This is a genomic window from Sphingobacterium multivorum, assembly GCF_900457465.1.
Taxonomy (GTDB): Bacteria; Bacteroidota; Bacteroidia; order Sphingobacteriales; family Sphingobacteriaceae; genus Sphingobacterium; species Sphingobacterium multivorum.
Map to the genome: position 1 here is coordinate 743,418 of NZ_UAUU01000011.1, position 19,994 is coordinate 763,411.

Genomic DNA, 19,994 nt, shown 5'->3' on the forward strand with positions numbered 1-19,994 from the left:
CCTCAAATGTTGCTTTCTGCGGTATCATAAGCGCATTGTTATAGGGCGATGTAATGACGATATTGCCTGTCTCACCATAACGCAGTAATCCTTTGGATTCGGAAAAGTCGCTCTGTAGGCAATATTTCCAGTTTCATTATTGAAGTCTGATTCAATTGTTTCAACAATACCCTCATGACCGAATTCTTTTCCATTGGCCATGTTTAACCGTACATGCAGCGGGCCATTGTCTTGTTTTGCGTCCATTTGATTGAGGTATTCCACTTCGGGTACATTGAAATAAACCCACATTTTACTGTTATCGGACAATTCCGTGATCAACTCGCCTTCGTCGACAAGACTTCCTTTACGGACGTGAAGCTTACCAACGATTCCGGAAAACGGTGCTACGATGTCCGTAAATTTGAGATGAGTATTCATCGCGGCTAGCTCAGCTTTGGCTTTTTCATATTTTGCTTTTGCCATTTCAGTTTCCTGCGGAGCGACAATATCTTTTTCGGACAGATTTTTGGTGTTCTGATATTCGATTTCAGCATATTTTACCTCTGCTTTAGCACGATTAACATCGGACTCATAGAGGTTGGGCATGATTTTAAAGAGGGGTTGTCCTTTTTGTACAAAATTGACCTTCATCGACAAATATCGATTGAATGTAGCCTTTTTCCTGCGCGCGCAATTCAATATGGTTGATCGAACGGATTTGGGCGACATAGTCTTTATTGACGATTGTATCCTTGACCAAAGGAGTAGTGACGTTGAAAACTGCAGCTTCTTTTTTGTCTTTTTTTTCTGACTGGCAGCTTGTAGATAGAATAATAAGGCACAGGCTTATATACATAAAGCTTCTCATGACCATGATAATAGTTTTTTAATTATTTCCGAAAAATTGAACAATAGTGTGACCTGCTTCCAAGTGATTTTGAAAGCTATTTTGATGTTTTTTTAAGAAATTATTAAAAAATCACAGCCTGAATACACTGTAATGGATATAGAGAGCGTTTTTTCTAGAAGTAAGCTGGTTGGAATTTGCAAGCGAAACTGCTGTGCGTGTATTTTGAAATTGAGGATGGATATACGATATTATATTCCCAAAATCATCCCCGGTAAGTGCAAATAAGTTAGGGCTATTGGAATCACTTCCCGCGTCATCATTTTCATTGTCATTTTCTGAAAAATATGCCCTTAATTTTTCATGCCGAGGACGTTTAGTTTTGCGAATAACTTTAGTGTCATAATCTTCGCTTTTTACTTGCTTGTTGAAGTGGTTGACAGCGTGAAGATTGCAGGAGGGGATATTATTTGGTGTTGGCACATGATACCAGCCAAAACTGATAAGTATTGCGCAAACTACGCCGAATAGATATTGATGGAATTTTCCTTGCATCCTTGAAAGCAAATGTAATTAAACTTTAAAAATGATACAAGTGATTTGGGTATCGAAATTTTAAAGTTTATCTAGTATTGTTACAATTATTGAAAATTGACATTGCTGAAATGTAAAAAGGTCTGCGATGTTATTCTGAATACCTTTGCCTATCAAATTTATTCTTGCCGTTAATTTATAACTCTTTTTTAGGAGTTAATGCCTCTTTTTTAAACGGTTTTAAGCGTTTTTTGATTATTTCTTAGCATCTGAATTGCTTTTTCTGCCCTTGTTTTTCTAGTTTGTTCCTGTTTAGCTGAGCCTACCCAATCACAATATCCCTGTTTGTATGATTTGGAGAGTGTTTCAAAAAAAACATTGGCTTTTTCGTCCATATCCAACAATTGTTGGAGTTCCATAGGAACGCCTTCAATATGTTCACCTTTTTTTAGCATGTATTTTTATCATTTGATTCCCGATAAAAATACATAAATATCTTCGAGTTGCCGGTCTTTATTGCATGAATACTTTTGACTTGCCGTTAGGTAATACGATCAGGGGATTGCAATACTTTTTCTTGAAATAAGACTTACATGTTGCCGCTGTCTTTATATGTGTTGAAACATATATCGTTCTTATTTGTTCTTCTATTAGTCAACAAAAAAAATTCAATATGAAAGCAGTACGTTTTTTTGGGCATAAAGATGTCCGCGTTGTGAATGATCTTGTGAAGCCCGTTCCTAAGGGCGATGAAGTATTACTAAAAATTGGTGGTGCAGGTGTTTGTCATTCTGATCTCCACATTATAGATGAGGGGACCGTTGTAGGTACGGTATTTACCTTGGGACACGAAAATGCGGGCTGGATTGAAGAAGTTGGATCGGATGTAAAAGACTATAAAAAAGGAGACGCGGTACTGGTCTATGGCCCTTGGGGTTGTGGGCACTGTAAGCCCTGTCAGCAATCAAAGGAAAATTATTGTGATCACCAGTCTGAAATGGCCTATGGTGGTGGGCTAGGCCTTGATGGTGGGATGGCGGAATATATGCTTGTCCCTTCTTCGCGTTTACTGGTCCCAATTTATGACTTAGATCCAGTCATTGCTGCGCCATTAACGGATGCGGCACTTACTTCTTATTCGGCGATAAAACGTTCGATAGGCAAATTGACAGCGGATGAGTATGTGGTTGTGATCGGAGTTGGAGGTTTGGGCCATGTTGCCTTACAAATACTAAATGAAGTAAGCGCGAGTTCAATTATTGCCTGTGATGTCACCGAAGAAAAACTAGCCTTTGCTAAAGAACTGGGCGCAGCCTATGTGGTTAATTCGAAGGATGCAAATGCAGCCGAACAAATCAATAAGATTACGGGCATTAAAAAAGCTAAAGTAGTGATTGACTTTGTAGGCGCGACATCGACTATAGATCTAGGAACAAAGGTTGTTGGTTTGGATGGTGACCTGACAATTGTTGGATTAGGTGGGGGACACTACCAGTACAATATGTCGGGGCTTCCTTTTGGTGTGAGTATGACAAACCCATATTGGGGCTCGCGGGTTGAGCTTATGGAAGTTGTAGGTTTAGCTAGGCAAAGGAAGATTCATATTGAAATTGAGCAGTTTAAGCTTGATCAGGCTAACGAAGTTTATGATCGAATGCGCAATGGTAAGATCAAAGGAAGGGCTGTACTGATTCCTTAATAAAAAAAAGTCTATCTTTTTAGTAGTTTATTTTGGTTTTTATCTTTTTGATGTTTATCTTTGTTGTATCATAATTTAGGTTTATAATTGGTTATTTAAGGTTTTCATTCTCCCCGTTTGAAAACCTTTTTTTTAAAGTCTCTCTTTTGATTGATTATTAAAAACCTTCTGCCTTCTTTACTGTTGTAATACTAATAATCCGCGCTGATTTATCTGCAAAATATTTATGGACAAAACAATTCTCGTACTCACCGATTTTTCTGAAAACTCATGGACTGCTATTCGATATGCGGCGAATCTGGCTAAAAAATTTAATTGGACAGTAGAACTTCTGCATACTTATACCATCCCAATAAAAGACAGTGTCCATGCGAAAATGGAGAATATGTTTTTGAAGCCTCAGAAGGAAGGAGGCTGAAAGCATTGCTCAAGGACTGGCAGATACGTATCGACGATGAATTTCCTGATCTCCGCTGTAAAACCGTAAGTTTGGCCGGCAACTTGGAAAAAACGGTACTAAACTTACTACAAGAAAAGGAATATCATTTTATCGTCATGGGAGCTAAAGGTAAAGGTATGATACAGAAAGCTGTCTTGGGAAGCAATACCTTCGCCCTGATAAAAAAGAGTCCAATCGGTGTCTTGGCAGTACCCATCACTTTCCAAAAATTTGGGTTGCAAAATATCGCATTACTGAGCAATTTTTAAAGCGTCCGAATATGATCTACTCGACAGTTTCACCTTACGTGTACCGGAGAAATTTAATCTCAGCCTGTTGCACGTAACACAAAAGTATATCTCTCCAAAACAAGAAGATATTGAAGACTGGAAACAAAAGCTATCCGCCCAATTTTCGTTTAATAAAATTGATTATGTGGAAAAAAATGCGGTCAATCGTTTAGATTACAATATGCCTATACCACGTTGTATCGACTACATGGTGGAAATCGAAGCTATTGATCTTTTACTGGTGTCGTACAGTCCTAAAAGTTTTTTTCAAAAGTATATTTTCCCGAAATCTTACGAAAGCAATTTATCGCAACCTGACTGTACCTACCTTTTTTAAGCGTAATTTATATTAATTGCGGGTAATCTCCTCCTGCTTATCACTTTCCATTGGTTGATAGTACACGTTTTAGTAAAGGGAAAATGATTAAACTAAAGTTAGTAGCCGCGATTTTATAATTACTAACGGAGCTTTAAATTGCGTCTCCGATGTGAGGTAATCTATTCATATTTTTCATTAGCTTTATCAATAATTGTATAAAATATAAACATAATGAGCCTTTGGATACTTCCTTTGATCGCAATACTTTCCGTAAGTCCCGATAGTACACATGTAGGAGAATATAAATTTGCTGAAATGCCCAGTTGGAGTGATGAGTTCGATTACGATGGTCTTCCGGACGCAAAAAAATGGGGATATGATGTAGGCTCCTTGCATAATGGTTGGGGAAATCATGAACTTCAATACTATACAGATGCAAACAGGAAAAATGCAAGTGTTGCAAATGGTGTTTTACGTATTACTGCAATAAAAGAACAATATGAAGGGTTGAACTATACTTCTGCCAGGCTGGTGAGTAAAAACAAGGGCGATTTTCTATATGGTCGATTTGTAGTCCGAGCCAAGGTGCCGAAAGGGAAAGGTACGTGGGCAGCCGCTTGGATGTTACCGACAGATTGGGTTTACGGAGGATGGCCACATTCGGGAGAAATAGATATCATGGAGCATGTCGGTTATGACGAGAATGCAATACATATTACCGTTCATACAAAGGATTATAATCATTCTATCGGAACTCAAAAAGGAGTGATGAAACGAATTGATCAGGCAACATCGGAGTTTCATAATTATCGGATAGACTGGACCCCCGAGTATATTCGTGGTTTCGTGGATGATGTACAGATCTACAGTTTTCCAAATGAAGGAAAAGGCAATGGCGTGTGGCCATTTGATAAAAGATTTCATTTACTATTGAATCTGGCCGTTGGTGGAGATTGGGGCGGTGTGCAAGGCGTCGATAGCAGCGCATTTCCTGCAGAGATGGAGGTGGATTATGTCAGGGTATATGATTTACTGAAACCTTAAATGAATCTTGTTTTCATCTATTTTCTCTAATTTATAAAGATTAATTCAAATGTTTAGGCATCAAGGGAGAGGAAGGAATTATATTCATAATTTAAAGTTAGCCTCTATTTTATCTTGTGTGGCGGGTTTGGTCAATATTACAGGTGTTCTTGCCGTTAGCACTTTAACAACGAATGTCACAGGTCACTTCGCATTTTTTTCAGAACAGTTGATTTTAATGAATTATAAGATGGCTTTGATTTATCTGTTATACATTGCTTTTTTTTTAATGGGAGCTACCGTTTCAGGTTTTATTGTAGAATTAGCTTCAAAAAAGAAATCACATAACGCTTATATCATTCCAATTTGTATGGAGTCTATTATCTTAATTAATGTAGGACTGCTCCCAGCTTTATTTAAAGCAGGGCCAACGTTACCAACCATAATTTCATTTGCCCTGCTTTTTGCTATGGGACTTCAGAATGCCCTGGTAACGAAGGTGTCACAATCAGTTGTCAGAACGACGCATTTGACGGGATTGTTTACTGATCTTGGTATTGAAATCTCGCAGTTACTTTTTTATAGAGAAATTGCTGAAAAAGTGAAATTACACAAAAGTATTTTTCTTAAGTTGATGATTATTGGAGGCTTTTTTATTGGGGGAGTTGTAGGCGGCTTTATGTTTCAATATTTTAAACTGAAAACATTATTGTTACCGGCTAGTATGCTTTTATTTGCCTTATGGTATGACCATATTCTACTTAAGTTTTATCATTTGAAGCGAAGCTTAAGACCGGATGAATAGGTTCGATTAAATTCATATTTTAGCTTAATAACATGAACTATTCCCATATCCTGTTTGAAAAATTAGTATTATCTGCCGGTAGATTCAACATTAGTGAACCATTGTACTGCATTCTTTTATTTGAGAAAGCGACGAGTTTTTCGGTTGATTTGGTGACATACCATGCGGATCCTAAAAGTGTTTTGTTTTTGTCTCCCTATCAGTTGTTTACGATGGATGTGGTGCAGAAAAGTACCTTTAGTGTGCTAAAATTTCACGGCGATTTCTATTGTATAGAATATCATAAAGATGAAGTTGCCTGTAATGGAATTCTATTCAACAACATCTACCAGCAACCTCATGTGTTGCTCTCAACAGCTATTTATCATGAGATATCAACTATCATGGAAAAAATAGATCAGCTCAAAATGTCGTCGGAATCCTATGATCAGTCATTGAGCAGAACCTATTTACAGCTGATTTTAGCGCTGGCGAGTAGACAAAAGCTACTTTTTAACGACCTACAAAAACCGTATTGGGCTCATAGAGATATTATTGATGACTTTGAGCAGTTTTTGGAAAAGAATTATAAAGCGCATAAAGAAGTTACCTTTTATGCAGCGAACTATGGTTTAAGTCCAGCCGTTTTTACGAAAAAAATAAAATTGAAATGGGGAAAATCCCCTTCAAAGTTGATCCAGGAACGCCTCGTATTGGAAAGTAAAAGACAGCTCCATTTGACGGCCAAAAGTATTAAAGAAATAGCAGCCAATTTGCAGTACAAAGACGAGTTTTATTTCAGTAGATTTTTTAAGAAGATGGTAGGCGTATCTCCTAAGGTATTTCGGAAGCGGGTCGGTTTATCAATTGTTGCCGAAAAGTCTATGTTATAGATCTATTTGTCCATGTTGTGGATTTAAGCCATTGTTTAGTTTTGCATGGTATTAAACAAACTACGTTATGGAGAAAATAATAAAGCTATTGGCAAAGTCACAATATATCTTTACAAACTTTGCTAGAATTTCAATTTTTATTGTGATGGCATGGATTGGAGGATTAAAAGCATTTCAATATGAAGCTGATGGTATAGTTCCTTTTGTTATTAATAGTCCGGCAATGCGTTTTTTTTATCATAATACGGAAAAACGGGTGTTGGATAAAAACGGAGAGCTAATACCGGAATAGCAGTTGTTTAAAAATCCGGAGGGTCGTGTCGTAAAGAAAAATATTGCATGGCACCAAGAAAATGGAACTTATATTTTTTCTTATATACTTGGCTTTGTAATTGTTTCAATTGGTCTGATGATATTTTTAGGTATCTGGTATCCTAAAATCGGAATTTTTGGGGCATTGTGTACCGTGCTTATGTCATTGGTTACACTTTCTTTCCTGATAACAACTCCAGAGGCGTTTGTGCCAAAGCTAGATGGAGATTTCCCGTCACCTAATTATGGTTTTCCTTATTTATCCGCGGCCGGTAGATTAGTCCTGAAAGATGTAATTATGCTTGCAGCAGCATTGATCATTGCAGCAGAAAGTGCCAGCCGTCTGATAAAAAAAACGAATATAAAATAGAGACAGATAGTTTTTGTATGTGAATTAGCAGCAGGTTGTTTGCTGGAGGCGATCACTACTCGGGGTAAATCCACCAACTTTTGGAAGGTATCTTTCATGCCAGCTGTATTTTGGCAGCATCTTTGTGTCTCGTCGTTAAACTATATTGAGTTATACCACGAACGATATGAAAATAATACGAACGACCCTTCCATTTCTTCTGTTTAGTTTCATCCTTTTAGTTGGATGCAACAATAATCAACAGATCAGGATGATTGATAAAGATGGTAACACACATTTGTTGACAAGAGAAGGTGATCGAAAAGGAGAATTGGGACTGCAGCGTATCATCGCTCGTGGCAATGATACAGTAATAACGATTGATGGTGCAGGTCATAAAATGATATGGACAGCTTCAGATGTGACCAATATTGATACAACAAAGATTCAATATTATCTCAAAAAAAGAAATGGAAGCAGTGTTCATATTTATACACCCGTAGATGTAAATCAAAATTTTATAGATGTCGAGGATAGTCAAAATGTTTTGTCAGATCCTTATGATGGTACAGACAAGAAAAAATCCCTACTGTAGATTGCCGCATGAAAAAGCATAATTTGGGCTAAAGAGAAAATCCTAGCAAGTTTACTTGCTAGGATTTTTTTTTGGGTACTTTGGCACCTTCTTTTTTTGCTTCGGAGAGGCCGATAGCAATCGCCTGTTTTCGTGATGTTACCTTTTTCCCGCTACCAGATTTTAATTTTCCTTCTTTCATTTCGTGCATCGTCTTTTCAACTTTCTCAGATGCTTTTTCTGAATATTTTGCCATAATAGTGTTACCCGTTGATCTGTTATTAAACACTTCTGCAAAAAGAACAGCTGTTTCAGTTGAATCGTTTGAAAATTCTTTGAGAGCGAAATAGCGAACATCTGTATCCGCTAATTCAATTCATTTCCAGCTTTAATCACGGCTTGGTTGACTGCTTTTATTCTTTCAAGATCCATTTTTTGTATTTTACGGTCGTAAGTCAATAGGCCATTGACTTCATGTTCCACATCGGTAGTTTGCGTATAAATAGCAACACTCAATCCTTTGTATCGGAGCAATTGTTCGACATTATCCATTAGGAATATATAACGGTCTGTGAGTGCCTCTATAGTGGGTTCGTAGGCATAGGCATTGTTTTCGACAGGCCACATGTGACCGCGGACAAATAAGCCTACGCCACCAAACTCTCCGAGGGAAGCTGCCCTTTTCGAATCAGGTTCTGAGGCACCCTTTGGGCCAACATAGATATGGGTGTCAACAAAATCTCCATTTCCGGGGTCACCATAAGCTTTTTGGTAAGATGGATTGTTGTTAAATCCCGAATTACCGTTCACTAAACGTGAAGGGTCATATTGTTTGGTCCAGTCGGTAATATTGCGTACATCGAAAGCGCCCCAATTTTCGTTAAAAGGAACCCAGGCGATAATGGATGGCGAGTTGTAGTGGTCGTCAACGATGGCCTTGTATTCATCACGAAATGCTTTTCGATAAATCGTAGTATCTTCTTCGGGATACCAAAGGCAGGGCATATCTTGCCACACAAGCAGTCCCATTTTATCTGCCCAATAATAGAACCGTTGGGGTTCGGTTTTCATATGCTTACGAATAAGGTTATAACCAGCATTTTTGGTAAACTCGATATCATATTTGAGAGCTTCTTCCGTAGGTGCTGTTAGAATACCATCGGGCCAATACCCCTGATCCAGGAGACCGAGCTGCATCACAAATTTGTCATTCAAGAGCGGCCTTACAATTCCGTTTACCTTACCAAGTTTAATATCACGCATACCAAAATAGCTCTTAACCTCGTCAATGATTTCTCCATTCTTCCCATGTATACTTAATTTTAAATCGTATAAAAAGGGGGAGTCAGGAGACCAAAGTTTTGGATTTTCTACCGGGATATTAAATTCCATGCCCGACTGAATTACCGTTTTTGAAATTTCTTTTCCCTCTGAAGAAACGATGGCCGTAACTTTTGCCTTCGCTGTGCTAGTGACCTGTATTTTTAGTTGTTTTTCTGCTACTTGAGGCAACAATTTGATTCCCTGTATATGGTTTTTGCTTACTGGTTCCATCCACACAGTTTGCCATATGCCAGAAGAAAATGTATAGTCGCCTCGAGGTCCATTTTTGCCCGAAGGATACTTACCGTCGTTCTTGTCATGCACTGCGACGACAATGTTATTTGGACCGGCCTTTAAAAACTCAGTGATGTTGATCCAGAAGGAGTCGTAGCCACCTGAATGAGTACCAGCTTTTCTACCATTTACAAATATGGTCGCATCGTGATCCACTGCACCAAAATGGAGTATAATATCTTTCCCTTTCCAATGATTAGGTAGCTCGAAATTTTTACGATACCACAGATTAATTTCTTGTTTGCGTTGTATTCCGGATAAATAGGACTCTGGACAATAGGGGACAAGAATGCTTTCTCGGCTGTGGTCAAAGGAAATGGGGACAGCAGGATTTAGTGCGTTCGGAGCATCCTTTCCACCTATATAATCCCATTTACCGTTGAGACATAGCCATTCATTCCTTTCCATTTGGGGACGTGGATATTCGGAAAGTGGGATTTCTGTTTGCTTGGCTATTGCTGTCCATGGGGTTGAAAGCTGTGGCTGTTGTGCCAAAGCATTAAGCCAACCGAAGAACGATAGTGCCAGCACAAAAATTGAGGTTTTGGTTTTTATCATGGTATACTTCTTGGTTTTTCAGAATATGAATATAAGTATACTAAAATGATTTAGTGAATTATAAACGAAATGTTACTAGTGCGGTTTTCGATATTGGGCTTGGTTGGTTGGTTGGTTGGTTGGTTGGTTGGTTGGTTGGTTGGTTGGTTGGTTGGTTGGTTCACAACAGAAATAGAGACTGGATTAAACAAAACTACAGGAGCTGCTTTGTTGAGACAGCTCCTGTAGTTTTGCTTATTACCAAATTTTGATTCTTTCTTCCGGTGACTTGTACAGTTTGTCTCCTTGTTTAACATCAAAAGCTTTGTAAAAAGCATCAACATTGATCAATGGACCAAAACTTCTAAAATATCCTGGAGAGTGTGGATCCGTTTTAACTTGGTTGACCATATATTTTTCACTGGATAGGGTTCTCCACACAGTTGCCCAGCTTAGGAAAAAACGTTGGTCTTGTGTGTATCCACTTATTTCACCTGGGTTTCCCTTATCTTTCAGATACATTTGAAGTGCGTCGTATGCAATGTTTACACCGCCTAAATCCGCGATATTTTCGCCGTTTGTAAATGTGCCGTTAACGAAAGTGCCTTTTACAGGTTCATATTTATCGTATTGAGCTGCGAGTGTTTTTGTTGCTTTTTCAAAATTGGCCTTATCTTCTGGTGTCCACCAGTCTACCAAGTTTCCGTCCGCATCAAATTGTGCACCTGAATCGTCAAATCCGTGGCTCATTTCGTGGCCAATTACGGCACCTATACCACCGAAATTGACAGCTGCGTCGGCTTGCGGGTTGAAAAATGGTGGTTGAAGAATAGCTGCCGGAAACACGATCTCATTGTTTACGGGATTGTAATAGGCATTTACTGTTTGTGGAGTCATTCCCCATTCTGATTTGTCTACAGCTTTGCCAATTTTAGCCAGATCCTTTTCATATCGCCATGTGGTGATATTTTGGAGGTTAGCATACAGATTCCCGCCTTTATTTTCAGATAGAATATTCAATTTGGAATAATCTTTCCATTTGTCCGGATAGGCAACTTTTACAGTGAATTTGTTTAATTTTTCAAGCGCTTTTCCTTTTGTAGCCGAAGACATCCAGCTCAAATCGTTGATATGGACTGCAAAACTTTTCTTTAAATAGTCGATCAATTCGACCATTTGTGCTTTAGCCTCAGCTGGAAAATATTTTTCGACATATAATTTTCCGAAAGCTTCGCCTAATGTAGAATTGATCAGTTCAAAACCTCTTTTATTTAACGCTCTTTGTTCTTGTTGACCTCTTAAATACTTACCATAAAAAGCAAATCGCATGTCTCCTAATTTTTCGCTTAAATAAGAGGCACTACCGTTGATCATATGGAATTTTAAGTAATCTTTAATAACAGGAAGGTTTTGTGCACTGACCAATTTATCGAAGTTCTTGTAATAACCTAATTCCCCAATGATTACTTTTTCTGTATTGACACCTACTTTTTTAAGGTACTCAGGTAGATTTACATTTTTAACCAAGGCGGTTAACTCTGCCATGGTCTGTGGATTGTACTGTAACGTATTATCACGGCTTTGTTCATTGGTCAAGTAGGTCTTCGCAATGCTTTTTTCGTAGTCAACGATTCCTTTTGCGGCAGCATCAGCATTTTTATAGCCTAATTCTGTTAACATGGAAGCTACATATTTTTGATACTCGGCAATAGCTTCGGTATTTTTTTCATTTTCTTTTTGATAATAATCTCTTCCTAGTCCTAATGAGGCATCTCCTAAGTAGACCGCGTTCATTTTTGAATCTTTTAAATCAGCGTAGACCCCCCAGCCATAGAAATTATTCTCACCTTCTTTCGTTACGGAAGTTAAATAATTCTGAAGATCTTTTAGGTTTTTAATCGCGTCGATCCTGTTTAAATTTCCCTGGATCGGTTTAATACCGTCTGCATTTCTTTTCTGTAAGTTCATATAAGAAGCATACAGGTCCTGTATTTTTTTGCCCTCACTTCCTTCAGGAAATTTATCTTTTAAAAGTGAGTTCAGAATTTTCATCGAATTGTTGTCCGTATCTTCTGCCAATTTATTGAAGCTTCCCCATGTGGGTTTGTCGGAAGGAATTTTAGCCGTTTTCATCCAGGTTCCGCTTACGTAGTTGTAAAAGTCATCCTGTGGACGTACAGATTTGTCCATTAAGCTCAGATCAAGTCCTTTGTCGGGTCCTGTACCTGCTGTCTGTGCTTCAGCATGCTGTGTGTAGACTCCAGCCAAGAAAATTAGGGCAAGTGTTAATTTTTTCATTGTTGTTTTAATGTTGTATGATTTTCAATAATTCAATCTGGGAGTACGCACAAATTAGGAGTAAAATAGGTCATGTTATTTGCTCCGTGTAATTCGATTTGTATCAGCCATGTCAATAATAATTAGCTGTGGTTTTTTTTAAGCTAAAAAAATCATTTACACAAATGACGGAAAATTCTAATTCAGCAACAAGTAAATCTGTGCATAATCTATAATTTTATTATACATTGACCTATGATTTTTAATGCGATCTGTTAACTGCTACCTCAATAGAATCAAAATTTCTTTCCGAATGCAAGTATCGTATGCTGGTTCGGCAGGAAATGATTGCATTTCTTTGGAGCGCGGCTGAAATATAAATCTACATAAATTGATAGATTAATTAATCACCTTAAAGCTTCCACAGTGGAATTTAGAAAAGCCGTGCGCGAATTCACTATCGAGCGCAGCAATTCTAAGACATCGTACATCGATGATGGTATTTACCTCTTATTAATTGGAATGATTTTCCAGTAGTCTTGTGAGAAGGCGCTCTATATACAGACTGTCCAGTTCTTTCCCGATAAAAACCATCGTATTCAACTTTTTATCCTCCTGTTTCCATTGGCTGCCATAACTCATTTCGATACGAGAACCTACAGCTTGAATAATGATTTTTTTGTCGCTATTTTTTTTAAATGCGATTCCTTTTACCCTGTAGATTCTGTTTGTATATTTTCCGACAAGCTTGCTCAAACCAAGGAATAAATTGACGAAATTAAACTCTTCGGCAAAGGTGTAGATTCGTGTCGAAATATCTTTGAGATGTGATTTTCCGAAACTCGATTGACCTAATATTGTCGTCTTATTGGGGGACAGGTTTTTGAGAAAAGAAAACGTTTCTATTTTCTTTGTGTACACTATATCTTCAATTATTTCAAAAGGAAATTCCATTGTTCCTTTCGAATATAAAGTTTTTGCAAGTGGATTTAGGTTCGCTAAATAATTGTACAGCGAATCTAGATAAGTTGGGTGTACATCGTTGGTTTTATTAATGATGATGGCGTCAGCCGCCATAATTTGTCTGAGTACTTCATCTCTTTCCTTGATCTGATCTTCGACAAGAGCGGCATCTACGAGACAAATAATTTTTTTTAAAGGGAAGTAGTTATGGAATATCGGGTGCGTCGTAAAGGGCTCTATAATTGCAGTCGGTATGGCTAAACCAGTACACTCGATAACCAACTCGTCAAAACTATCTTGTTTTTTATAAAGTAATTCAAGCGAACTATAGAGCTCGTCATTTAGCGTACAGCAGAGACAGCCTTCCTGAAGTGGAACAAGTTGTCCGTAATTTTCAGTCAGTAACATGCTGTCAACGTTGAGTTGGCCGATTTCATTTTCGATAATAGCAAAACGTTTGTTCGGATATGATTTCATTAGGGCGTTTAGATAAGTAGTCTTTCCGGCACCTAAAAAGCCTGTCAGTATCGTGACAGGGCGAGCATGACTTTTATTCATTTTTTATGATTAAATATGCGATATATAATTATCAGAAGTACATGGAAAATTATTCCATATGGTATCTTATTTCAATAAATTAAAGAAGTCATTTCTTTGACTTTCCGATGCGAATATCCCACTATACTCCATGGTAGTTGTACTACTGGTCGTATCTTTAACTCCCCGTGCTGATACACAGAGATGATCTGCGTCAATGAGCACAATAATATCATCCGTTTCTAAGGTCGATTTAAGTTCATTAAAAATCTGTAACGTAAGCCGTTCCTGTACCTGTGGGCGGTGTGCGTAATAATCTACTACACGATTTATCTTTGATAATCCGATTACTTTTTTCTTTGCTATATAACCAATGTGCGCTCGTCCCACAATTGGCAGAAAATGATGCTCGCAGGCTGAATTTACACGTATATTTTTCTCAACCAATAGTTTGTTGTAACCATATCGATTTTCGAATGTGGAAAGTTGGGGCTTATTGGCTGGATTGAGGCCATAGAACAATTCATTGATATACATTTTAGCCACACGATAGGGGGTTCCACTGAGACTATCATCCTGGAGGTCAAGGCCTAGTTCATGCATGATATCCTGAAAAAGCTGCGCGATCTTTTCAATTTTCTCGCTGTCGGTTCGTGTAAATGCATCATGTCGCATAGGTGTATCAATCGAAGTCATGATATGAAGATCGCCTAGATTTTCGATAGGGGAGGAGATGTCTCTTTTTAATGATGTGTTCATAAATAATTCCTTTGTTAGTGTACGCTGATTAGATATACGAAGGCTCCTGCAATTAGGAGTTGTTAACTTATTTTTATAAATATAGTGAAAAAGTAGTAAATGCAATTTAGTTGCATGTAATGTTTTTTCACTATATTTGATTGTCACATCTTTAATAGGCTATGTTTAAGAAATTTACTCTTGTTTTTTTATTCATTTTTTTAGGTGGAGAGTGTTATTCAGTCTTGGCACAAACGGGGTTGGAATCTCAGCATCTAGCAGACCATAAGCCACTCATGAATGAAGTTTGGAAAACCTTTGATACCATGTTGTATAAAGTGAACAAGAAAAATGGGAAAACGATATACACGCCATTTTTTCCCAGTAAGCTTGCAAAAATGGATGGCATGAAGGTGGAACTTCAGGGGTATATGGTGCCGCTCAAGGCAGGTCTTCGACATAACAGGTTCCTATTGTCCGTTTTACCTGTTTTACAATGCATGTTTTGTGGGCAAAATGGAATTCCACCGATGGTAGAGATTACGTTGGCTAACAACGATAAAATTTGGTTGAAGGAGAACCCTATTACTTTAAAAGGATATGTCAAGCTTAACGAAAAAGACAGGACTCGGGTTGAAATTTTTATACAAGATGCATCTATCGTAAAGTAGTAGATTGTTAACTACGCCAAATGGTCCAAAGTATGATCCCATAAACCACAACAACCAAAGCAAGCAACAAAAACAGTTCAAAGCTCGTTTCCGGGAAACCACTTGATTGTGATAGAAAGGCGGCTATTAATAAAATACCAATCAATCCGATACCGATACTTAGTATGAGTTTTCGAGGTTTATTAAATGTATTATTGATTTGGTCAGGTTCTGCTGTATCTGAAATATTGCTTTCCTCTTTCAGTACTGCTATATCCAGCTCAAGTTCCCTTGCTATAAGATTTAGGTTATAGGCCCTTGGAAGGACTTCAGCATTTTCAATACGCTGTACGGATCGCAGATTAAGCTTGACCAGATCAGCAAGTTGCTGTTGTGAGTAGCCTCGGTTTATACGTGCATTTTTGATCAGAAGTGCAATTTTTTCTTTACTTGATTTATTGGTCATCTTACGGCATTTTGCGACGTATTCAAATGTCGTAAAATTAAATGATTTAAGGCCATAGCTTTGTAGAAAAAAAGTATGATTGCTATTGTTATTGAATTGTTGGTTTCTTGGTTTTTACTAAAACACTTCTGTCACCAGGATCTTAGGGTGTTGGGCTTTTATGCGAAAGGCAAACCGTTATTTTTAAGTTTGGTTGTACCAATGTTTTATTTGGTTATCCTCTATTTAGGAATAGCCTATTTGGTAGAAAATCCTTATAAGTTTAACCCAGAGTATACACTTGGAGATTTTTTTCGAAGTCTTTATTATGTATCAAAAGCAGTTATATTTGAAGAATTGATCTTTAGAGGAGCTCTATTGTATATGCTAGTCAGTCGCTTTGGGAAGACAAAAGCTGCATTCATAACAGCCATAGCTTTTGGAGTTTATCACTGGTTTTCATATGGCATAATCGGACATGTGTTTGAAATGTCAAGAGTTTTTATGTCGACGGGTGTATTTGGTTATTTACTAGCACGTATATGTATAAAAACAGGTAAAATAATATTTCCAATTGCTTTGCATTTTGCTTATAATTTCACAACAATGGTCGTATTCTCAAAGGAAAAAAATATTGGATTGCAACTTTTGGTAAAAGCTCATGCCGTCGATCCGGTTAGACCTGAAGGAATATTTCCGCTGTTCATTTTCGTTATTTACTATGTAGGCTTTCCAGTATTGTGTTATATTTTCCTTAAATCGTTAAAAAACACGAATGGCTGGTCCTGATCTTTTAATTTTTCCATTACTTACTTGTTGAGCAGATGCTATTAAAAATATATTTTCCGATCGATTGCCTACTATTGACTAATAATCGCTACACTATCTTTAGGAAAATGATTTTGCAACCATTGTTGTAATTTTTCGTGTTGCGCTAATGGAAGTGGGGTCTTGGTAGCGTATATAAATGCTACGATCCTGGCGACGCTATCGGCCTTTGCATAATGTTGTTGGACACCAATGCTATAGGAATTCAGTTCGGGGAATAATACAGCGATATCGCGATCAAGTTGCGGACTGGCCAACTGGTATTTCGCTAATTCATTGTTTAGGGCGCGTATCGTGAGATCCTTTTCACTTACAGCTGCTGTACGTCTGTCTATTTCGCTTAGAATACTCGATTTTAAATCTAAACTATCCTGATGAATGACAAGGTTAGTATTGGTAATACCAAATGATTCCATTACACGCTGTAAAGATTCTACCTCTTTGTCACTGAATTTTTTTGATAAAAAGGCAAGTTCAAGTTTCTTTGGATTACTATTCATCTCCAGCTTTTCATAGATAACGGTGTAACCTTTGTTGCTGAGTTCCTGTTGAACAAATTGGTTTACCTTGCTGGTGTATTTTTTTTCTTGCAGTAGATTGTATGCAAAATAGACACTTGGCAATACAAGAATAATCGTGATGATGGTAATACTTTGAGTAATTCTTTTTTCGCGTTTTTTATCGATATAATGAGTTTTGGGGTAACGCAAATATTTGACAATGATAAATGTAGCAATGCAGATAAAAACACAATTGATGATGTATAGAAATAAAGCACCCGCAAAATAACTGAGATTACCGATAGCTAATCCGTAGCCTGCAGTACAAAGTGGGGGCATCAAGGCTGTTGCTATGGCAACGCCAGGAATAGGATTACCTTTGTCTACCCTAGTAATAGCGATAACCCCTACTAAACCACCAAATAGTGCAATCATTACGTCATAGATATTGGGCGATGTACGCGCTAATAATTCGGATTGCGCTTCCTTGAAGGGGCTTAAAAGAAAATAAATATAAGAAACAACTAAGCTTATTAAAGTTGCTATCAATAGATTTTTTAATGATTTTTTTAAGAGGGGAAAATCAAATGTCCCCAACGCAAATCCAGCTCCAACAATCGGGCCCATTAATGGAGATATAAGCATAGCACCGATAATTACCGCTGTAGAATTTACATTTAGCCCTACAGATGCAACCACAATTGCACATGCTAGAATCCATGCATTAGCACCGCGAAAAGAGATATTGCTCACAACATTTTCTAGAACAGCCTCCTTTCGGTCTTCTCCCTGATGTAGATCGAAAAATCTCAATATTTTATTCATTAGCGTATTAATATAGCGGCTCAGCAATTATTCAGCAATTATTAAGACGCTAAAATTATGCCGATTTTAGTCCTCTGTCGTAATTCTGCTATACAAAGTCTTTACGGACAAAAACACTCGTTAATAACGTGAAATCCATTTTTCATTTGGCTGAAATCCCGGGTGACCGGCAGATATCGTTGTCTGCTTTAGGTTGCTGATACTTTATTTTACCTCATATTTATCGGGTATTTAGCACATTTAAATTTTTTAAGTTAGGTTGATCTGGTGGTCGGTAGATCGGCTTTTCAAAGGGGATTAGCATGCTATTTATGGATAATTGTGAAGAAGATTTTGTTGATTCCTTATAAAATATTATCTTTTAGTAATTTTAGAACTTAGAAACACGGAAGAGAAATGTCATTAATAGATTTATCAAAACGCGTGGCGTTGGGAATAGATATCGGTGGAACCAATACAAAATTTGGTGTGGTCAATCATCGGGGCGAAGTACTTGAAAAAGGAAGCATAAAAACAGATGCTTATCAAACGGTGGAAGAGTTTATTGATGCGTTGTACGAGAAAGCTTATCCCTTAATTGAAGCATTTGGTGGTGAACAAAGCTTTGATGGAATTGGTGTCGGCGCGCCTGATGCTAATTATTACACTGGGACAATAGACCACGCTCCCAATCTCCCTTGGAAAGGTGTGATTCGATTTAGCGATTTAATGACGGCCAAATTTAAGATTCCCTGCACCATTACCAATGATGCAAATGCCGCTGCTTATGGTGAAATGCTTTTTGGTGCGGCACGCGGCATGAAAGATTTTATTATGATTACCTTAGGCACGGGAGTAGGAAGCGGCATAGTGGCCGGAGGGAAGCTTATTTATGGACACGATGGCTTTGCTGGCGAATTGGGCCATACCATTGTCAAACCAGGAGGACGAAAACATTGGAGTACGGGTTCTGAAGGAAGTTTAGAGGCTTATGCATCTGCTACGGGAATCACCATTACAGCCAAGAAAATGCGGGCCGAATTTCCGGAATCGATGTTGAATCAATTCCCTGAGGACGCGATCAATTCGAAGACAGTTCATGAATGTGCGCTCAAAGGGGATGCGATAGCCATTGAGGTATTTAGGTATACTGGGCAGAAACTAGGTGAAGCATTAGCAAATTTTGTGATGTTTTCTTCTCCTGAAGCAATTCTACTTTTTGGAGGAGTAATTAAGGCCGGTGATTTTATCTTAAAACCCGCGAAACTCCATATGGAAAGAAACCTTTTTCCTTTGTTTAGAAACAAAGTTAAACTGGTCTTTAGTGAATTGGAAGAGGCTGACGCTGCTATTCTTGGTGCAAGCGCATTGGTCTGGGAAAAATAATATATTGGTTTGTTCTCAAGGCAGAATTACCGCTTATCGGGACTGTTGTGTTTTGAGAACAACTTGGTTAAATCGCTAAAATACAACGGCACTTTCACAGAATATATATGATCTTGTTGTCGGGGATTTATGGAGAAATAACTGACCATTTAATTTATTATAGCGACTGTTATCTTTTTTTGAGAAGCTAAAGGCATAGTCTTTGCTAATAAGTTCTTTTAAACTTAACACTATTCCCAATGAAAAAGACCATTTTTCTCCTTCTGTTGCTGTGTACAGCTTTATTCTCAAAAGCAGATCAACTTCAGGCCTTGACACAAAAGCAAGCCGAAACGGCCGTTGCATACCTTAAAAAAGAACCCATCGTTATTTTATGGTGTAGCTGTTGTGATAATCAAATACCCAAAAAGATTACTGTTCAAGAAGTATATTTCAAGGCATATCCGGATGGAAAATATTATTCTGTGGTTGTAAAAGGACGGGATGAAAGTGGGGCCGAAGTAGAGGAATATGTAGACTTGGCTTATGTGTTCGTAAAAAAAGGTAAAAAAGCGAAAAGCTTAGGAAAAGTGTTGAAATATGAGTGTGACCCTTGTACAAAACCATTTGACTGGGCGGCTTAAATTCTTGACGCGACATATTATCGCTAATCTATTCTGTTTGCTTC

24 protein-coding genes and 1 pseudogene are annotated in these 19,994 nt (G+C 37.8%); 14 read left to right on the forward strand and 11 right to left on the reverse strand.

What is annotated here, in order from left to right; all coding sequences use genetic code 11:
• Positions 1 to 24 precede the first annotated feature (24 nt).
• From DTA23_RS29560 to DTA23_RS20335, 4 genes are all read right to left on the reverse strand, one after another.
• A complete protein-coding gene (locus tag DTA23_RS29560) occupies positions 25 to 588 on the reverse strand; it encodes an efflux RND transporter periplasmic adaptor subunit (protein ID WP_256604473.1) in 564 nt (187 codons plus the stop codon).
• Between the two features lie 4 nt (positions 589 to 592).
• Positions 593 to 856 carry a hypothetical protein gene (locus tag DTA23_RS29565; protein WP_256604474.1) on the reverse strand — a complete coding sequence of 88 codons (264 nt, stop codon included), beginning with the start codon at positions 854 to 856 and terminating at the stop codon, positions 593 to 595.
• A 105-nt stretch (positions 857 to 961) separates the two neighbouring features.
• Entirely contained in the window at positions 962 to 1,384 is a 423-nt protein-coding gene (locus DTA23_RS20330; RefSeq protein ID WP_046675088.1) for a hypothetical protein, read from the reverse strand.
• A 209-nt stretch (positions 1,385 to 1,593) separates the two neighbouring features.
• Positions 1,594 to 1,818 carry a YdeI/OmpD-associated family protein gene (locus DTA23_RS20335; protein WP_112375855.1) on the reverse strand — a complete coding sequence of 75 codons (225 nt, stop codon included), beginning with the start codon at positions 1,816 to 1,818 and terminating at the stop codon, positions 1,594 to 1,596.
• A gap of 218 nt (positions 1,819 to 2,036) precedes the next feature.
• Between DTA23_RS20335 and DTA23_RS20340 the strand changes: the two genes are divergently transcribed.
• The 9 genes and pseudogenes from DTA23_RS20340 to DTA23_RS20380 all read left to right on the forward strand — a co-directional run bounded on the left by DTA23_RS20340 (position 2,037) and on the right by DTA23_RS20380 (position 8,066).
• Positions 2,037 to 3,062, forward strand: coding sequence for an NAD(P)-dependent alcohol dehydrogenase (locus tag DTA23_RS20340; protein WP_112375856.1), 1,026 nt, complete (start codon positions 2,037 to 2,039; stop codon positions 3,060 to 3,062).
• Positions 3,063 to 3,288: 226 nt separating this feature from the next.
• Positions 3,289 to 3,480, forward strand: coding sequence for a universal stress protein (locus tag DTA23_RS30575; protein WP_112375857.1), 192 nt, complete (start codon positions 3,289 to 3,291; stop codon positions 3,478 to 3,480).
• A 5-nt stretch (positions 3,481 to 3,485) separates the two neighbouring features.
• Positions 3,486 to 3,770: a universal stress protein gene (locus DTA23_RS20350; protein WP_172462471.1), complete on the forward strand. Its 285-nt coding sequence runs from the start codon at positions 3,486 to 3,488 to the stop codon at positions 3,768 to 3,770.
• A 67-nt stretch (positions 3,771 to 3,837) separates the two neighbouring features.
• Complete coding sequence (locus tag DTA23_RS20355; RefSeq protein WP_112375859.1) at positions 3,838 to 4,128, forward strand: hypothetical protein; 291 nt, start codon at positions 3,838 to 3,840, stop codon at positions 4,126 to 4,128.
• Positions 4,129 to 4,341: 213 nt separating this feature from the next.
• Positions 4,342 to 5,154: a glycoside hydrolase family 16 protein gene (locus tag DTA23_RS20360; RefSeq protein ID WP_112375860.1), complete on the forward strand. Its 813-nt coding sequence runs from the start codon at positions 4,342 to 4,344 to the stop codon at positions 5,152 to 5,154.
• A 49-nt stretch (positions 5,155 to 5,203) separates the two neighbouring features.
• A complete protein-coding gene (locus DTA23_RS20365; RefSeq protein WP_070566898.1) occupies positions 5,204 to 5,938 on the forward strand; it encodes a YoaK family protein in 735 nt (244 codons plus the stop codon).
• A gap of 32 nt (positions 5,939 to 5,970) precedes the next feature.
• The gene (locus tag DTA23_RS20370) at positions 5,971 to 6,810 is read left to right on the forward strand and encodes a helix-turn-helix domain-containing protein (RefSeq protein WP_112375861.1); all 840 of its coding nucleotides are present in this window, start codon (positions 5,971 to 5,973) and stop codon (positions 6,808 to 6,810) included.
• 67 nt (positions 6,811 to 6,877) lie between these two features.
• Positions 6,878 to 7,492: pseudogene (locus tag DTA23_RS20375) on the forward strand (DUF417 family protein).
• Between the two features lie 166 nt (positions 7,493 to 7,658).
• Positions 7,659 to 8,066, forward strand: a complete 408-nt coding sequence (locus DTA23_RS20380; RefSeq protein WP_139145018.1) for a hypothetical protein — start codon at positions 7,659 to 7,661, stop codon at positions 8,064 to 8,066.
• A gap of 58 nt (positions 8,067 to 8,124) precedes the next feature.
• On the opposite strand, the gene DTA23_RS27230 is transcribed toward DTA23_RS20380, so the two are convergent.
• Both DTA23_RS27230 and DTA23_RS20385 read right to left on the reverse strand, forming a co-directional pair.
• Positions 8,125 to 8,301, reverse strand: a complete 177-nt coding sequence (locus DTA23_RS27230) for a DUF6496 domain-containing protein (protein WP_167450483.1) — start codon at positions 8,299 to 8,301, stop codon at positions 8,125 to 8,127.
• Between the two features lie 110 nt (positions 8,302 to 8,411).
• On the reverse strand, positions 8,412 to 10,220 hold the full coding sequence (locus DTA23_RS20385) for a glycoside hydrolase family 2 protein (protein ID WP_083295991.1): 1,809 nt from the start codon (positions 10,218 to 10,220) through the stop codon (positions 8,412 to 8,414).
• Positions 10,221 to 10,289: 69 nt separating this feature from the next.
• On the opposite strand from DTA23_RS20385, the gene DTA23_RS30935 reads away from it, so the two are divergent.
• Positions 10,290 to 10,448: a hypothetical protein gene (locus DTA23_RS30935; RefSeq protein WP_239468818.1), complete on the forward strand. Its 159-nt coding sequence runs from the start codon at positions 10,290 to 10,292 to the stop codon at positions 10,446 to 10,448.
• A 9-nt stretch (positions 10,449 to 10,457) separates the two neighbouring features.
• Here the strand turns inward: DTA23_RS30935 and DTA23_RS20395 are convergent, their stop codons facing one another.
• The 3 genes from DTA23_RS20395 to folE form a co-directional block, all read right to left on the reverse strand.
• Positions 10,458 to 12,497 (reverse strand): M13 family metallopeptidase, encoded by a 2,040-nt coding sequence (locus tag DTA23_RS20395; protein ID WP_112375862.1) that lies wholly within the window; start codon positions 12,495 to 12,497, stop codon positions 10,458 to 10,460.
• Positions 12,498 to 12,989: 492 nt separating this feature from the next.
• A complete protein-coding gene (locus tag DTA23_RS20400) occupies positions 12,990 to 13,997 on the reverse strand; it encodes a CobW family GTP-binding protein (protein WP_070566891.1) in 1,008 nt (335 codons plus the stop codon).
• 66 nt (positions 13,998 to 14,063) lie between these two features.
• Positions 14,064 to 14,735 carry a GTP cyclohydrolase I FolE gene (gene folE / locus DTA23_RS20405; protein ID WP_112375863.1) on the reverse strand — a complete coding sequence of 224 codons (672 nt, stop codon included), beginning with the start codon at positions 14,733 to 14,735 and terminating at the stop codon, positions 14,064 to 14,066.
• Positions 14,736 to 14,896: 161 nt separating this feature from the next.
• Between folE and DTA23_RS20410 the strand changes: the two genes are divergently transcribed.
• Positions 14,897 to 15,385, forward strand: coding sequence for a hypothetical protein (locus DTA23_RS20410; RefSeq protein WP_112375864.1), 489 nt, complete (start codon positions 14,897 to 14,899; stop codon positions 15,383 to 15,385).
• A gap of 7 nt (positions 15,386 to 15,392) precedes the next feature.
• Here DTA23_RS20410 and DTA23_RS20415 read toward each other — a convergent pair whose 3' ends face one another.
• Positions 15,393 to 15,830: a helix-turn-helix domain-containing protein gene (locus tag DTA23_RS20415; RefSeq protein ID WP_070566885.1), complete on the reverse strand. Its 438-nt coding sequence runs from the start codon at positions 15,828 to 15,830 to the stop codon at positions 15,393 to 15,395.
• A gap of 75 nt (positions 15,831 to 15,905) precedes the next feature.
• Between DTA23_RS20415 and DTA23_RS20420 the strand changes: the two genes are divergently transcribed.
• Positions 15,906 to 16,598, forward strand: coding sequence for a CPBP family intramembrane glutamic endopeptidase (locus DTA23_RS20420; protein WP_112375865.1), 693 nt, complete (start codon positions 15,906 to 15,908; stop codon positions 16,596 to 16,598).
• 71 nt (positions 16,599 to 16,669) lie between these two features.
• Here DTA23_RS20420 and DTA23_RS20425 read toward each other — a convergent pair whose 3' ends face one another.
• A complete protein-coding gene (locus DTA23_RS20425; protein ID WP_112375866.1) occupies positions 16,670 to 17,962 on the reverse strand; it encodes a DUF389 domain-containing protein in 1,293 nt (430 codons plus the stop codon).
• A gap of 396 nt (positions 17,963 to 18,358) precedes the next feature.
• Here DTA23_RS20425 and DTA23_RS20430 point away from each other — a divergent pair, with 396 nt between their 5' ends.
• Complete coding sequence (locus DTA23_RS20430; protein WP_046675099.1) at positions 18,359 to 19,327, forward strand: ROK family protein; 969 nt, start codon at positions 18,359 to 18,361, stop codon at positions 19,325 to 19,327.
• A 239-nt stretch (positions 19,328 to 19,566) separates the two neighbouring features.
• Positions 19,567 to 19,950: a hypothetical protein gene (locus DTA23_RS20435; protein ID WP_046675100.1), complete on the forward strand. Its 384-nt coding sequence runs from the start codon at positions 19,567 to 19,569 to the stop codon at positions 19,948 to 19,950.
• Positions 19,951 to 19,994: the final 44 nt, after the last annotated feature.

Coding starts and splice junctions, on each gene's coding strand:
- DTA23_RS29560 (WP_256604473.1), bottom strand. CDS start 588: ATGCCCAACCTCTATGAGTCCGATGTTAATCGTGCTAAAGCAGAGGTA.
- DTA23_RS29565 (WP_256604474.1), bottom strand. CDS start 856: ATGGTCATGAGAAGCTTTATGTATATAAGCCTGTGCCTTATTATTCTA.
- DTA23_RS20330 (WP_046675088.1), bottom strand. CDS start 1,384: ATGCAAGGAAAATTCCATCAATATCTATTCGGCGTAGTTTGCGCAATA.
- DTA23_RS20335 (WP_112375855.1), bottom strand. CDS start 1,818: ATGCTAAAAAAAGGTGAACATATTGAAGGCGTTCCTATGGAACTCCAA.
- DTA23_RS20340 (WP_112375856.1), top strand. CDS start 2,037: ATGAAAGCAGTACGTTTTTTTGGGCATAAAGATGTCCGCGTTGTGAAT.
- DTA23_RS30575 (WP_112375857.1), top strand. CDS start 3,289: ATGGACAAAACAATTCTCGTACTCACCGATTTTTCTGAAAACTCATGG.
- DTA23_RS20360 (WP_112375860.1), top strand. CDS start 4,342: ATGAGCCTTTGGATACTTCCTTTGATCGCAATACTTTCCGTAAGTCCC.
- DTA23_RS20365 (WP_070566898.1), top strand. CDS start 5,204: ATGTTTAGGCATCAAGGGAGAGGAAGGAATTATATTCATAATTTAAAG.
- DTA23_RS20370 (WP_112375861.1), top strand. CDS start 5,971: ATGAACTATTCCCATATCCTGTTTGAAAAATTAGTATTATCTGCCGGT.
- DTA23_RS20380 (WP_139145018.1), top strand. CDS start 7,659: ATGAAAATAATACGAACGACCCTTCCATTTCTTCTGTTTAGTTTCATC.
- DTA23_RS27230 (WP_167450483.1), bottom strand. CDS start 8,301: ATGGCAAAATATTCAGAAAAAGCATCTGAGAAAGTTGAAAAGACGATG.
- DTA23_RS20385 (WP_083295991.1), bottom strand. CDS start 10,220: ATGATAAAAACCAAAACCTCAATTTTTGTGCTGGCACTATCGTTCTTC.
- DTA23_RS30935 (WP_239468818.1), top strand. CDS start 10,290: ATGTTACTAGTGCGGTTTTCGATATTGGGCTTGGTTGGTTGGTTGGTT.
- DTA23_RS20395 (WP_112375862.1), bottom strand. CDS start 12,497: ATGAAAAAATTAACACTTGCCCTAATTTTCTTGGCTGGAGTCTACACA.
- DTA23_RS20400 (WP_070566891.1), bottom strand. CDS start 13,997: ATGAATAAAAGTCATGCTCGCCCTGTCACGATACTGACAGGCTTTTTA.
- folE (WP_112375863.1), bottom strand. CDS start 14,735: ATGAACACATCATTAAAAAGAGACATCTCCTCCCCTATCGAAAATCTA.
- DTA23_RS20410 (WP_112375864.1), top strand. CDS start 14,897: ATGTTTAAGAAATTTACTCTTGTTTTTTTATTCATTTTTTTAGGTGGA.
- DTA23_RS20415 (WP_070566885.1), bottom strand. CDS start 15,830: ATGACCAATAAATCAAGTAAAGAAAAAATTGCACTTCTGATCAAAAAT.
- DTA23_RS20420 (WP_112375865.1), top strand. CDS start 15,906: ATGATTGCTATTGTTATTGAATTGTTGGTTTCTTGGTTTTTACTAAAA.
- DTA23_RS20425 (WP_112375866.1), bottom strand. CDS start 17,962: ATGAATAAAATATTGAGATTTTTCGATCTACATCAGGGAGAAGACCGA.
- DTA23_RS20430 (WP_046675099.1), top strand. CDS start 18,359: ATGTCATTAATAGATTTATCAAAACGCGTGGCGTTGGGAATAGATATC.
- DTA23_RS20435 (WP_046675100.1), top strand. CDS start 19,567: ATGAAAAAGACCATTTTTCTCCTTCTGTTGCTGTGTACAGCTTTATTC.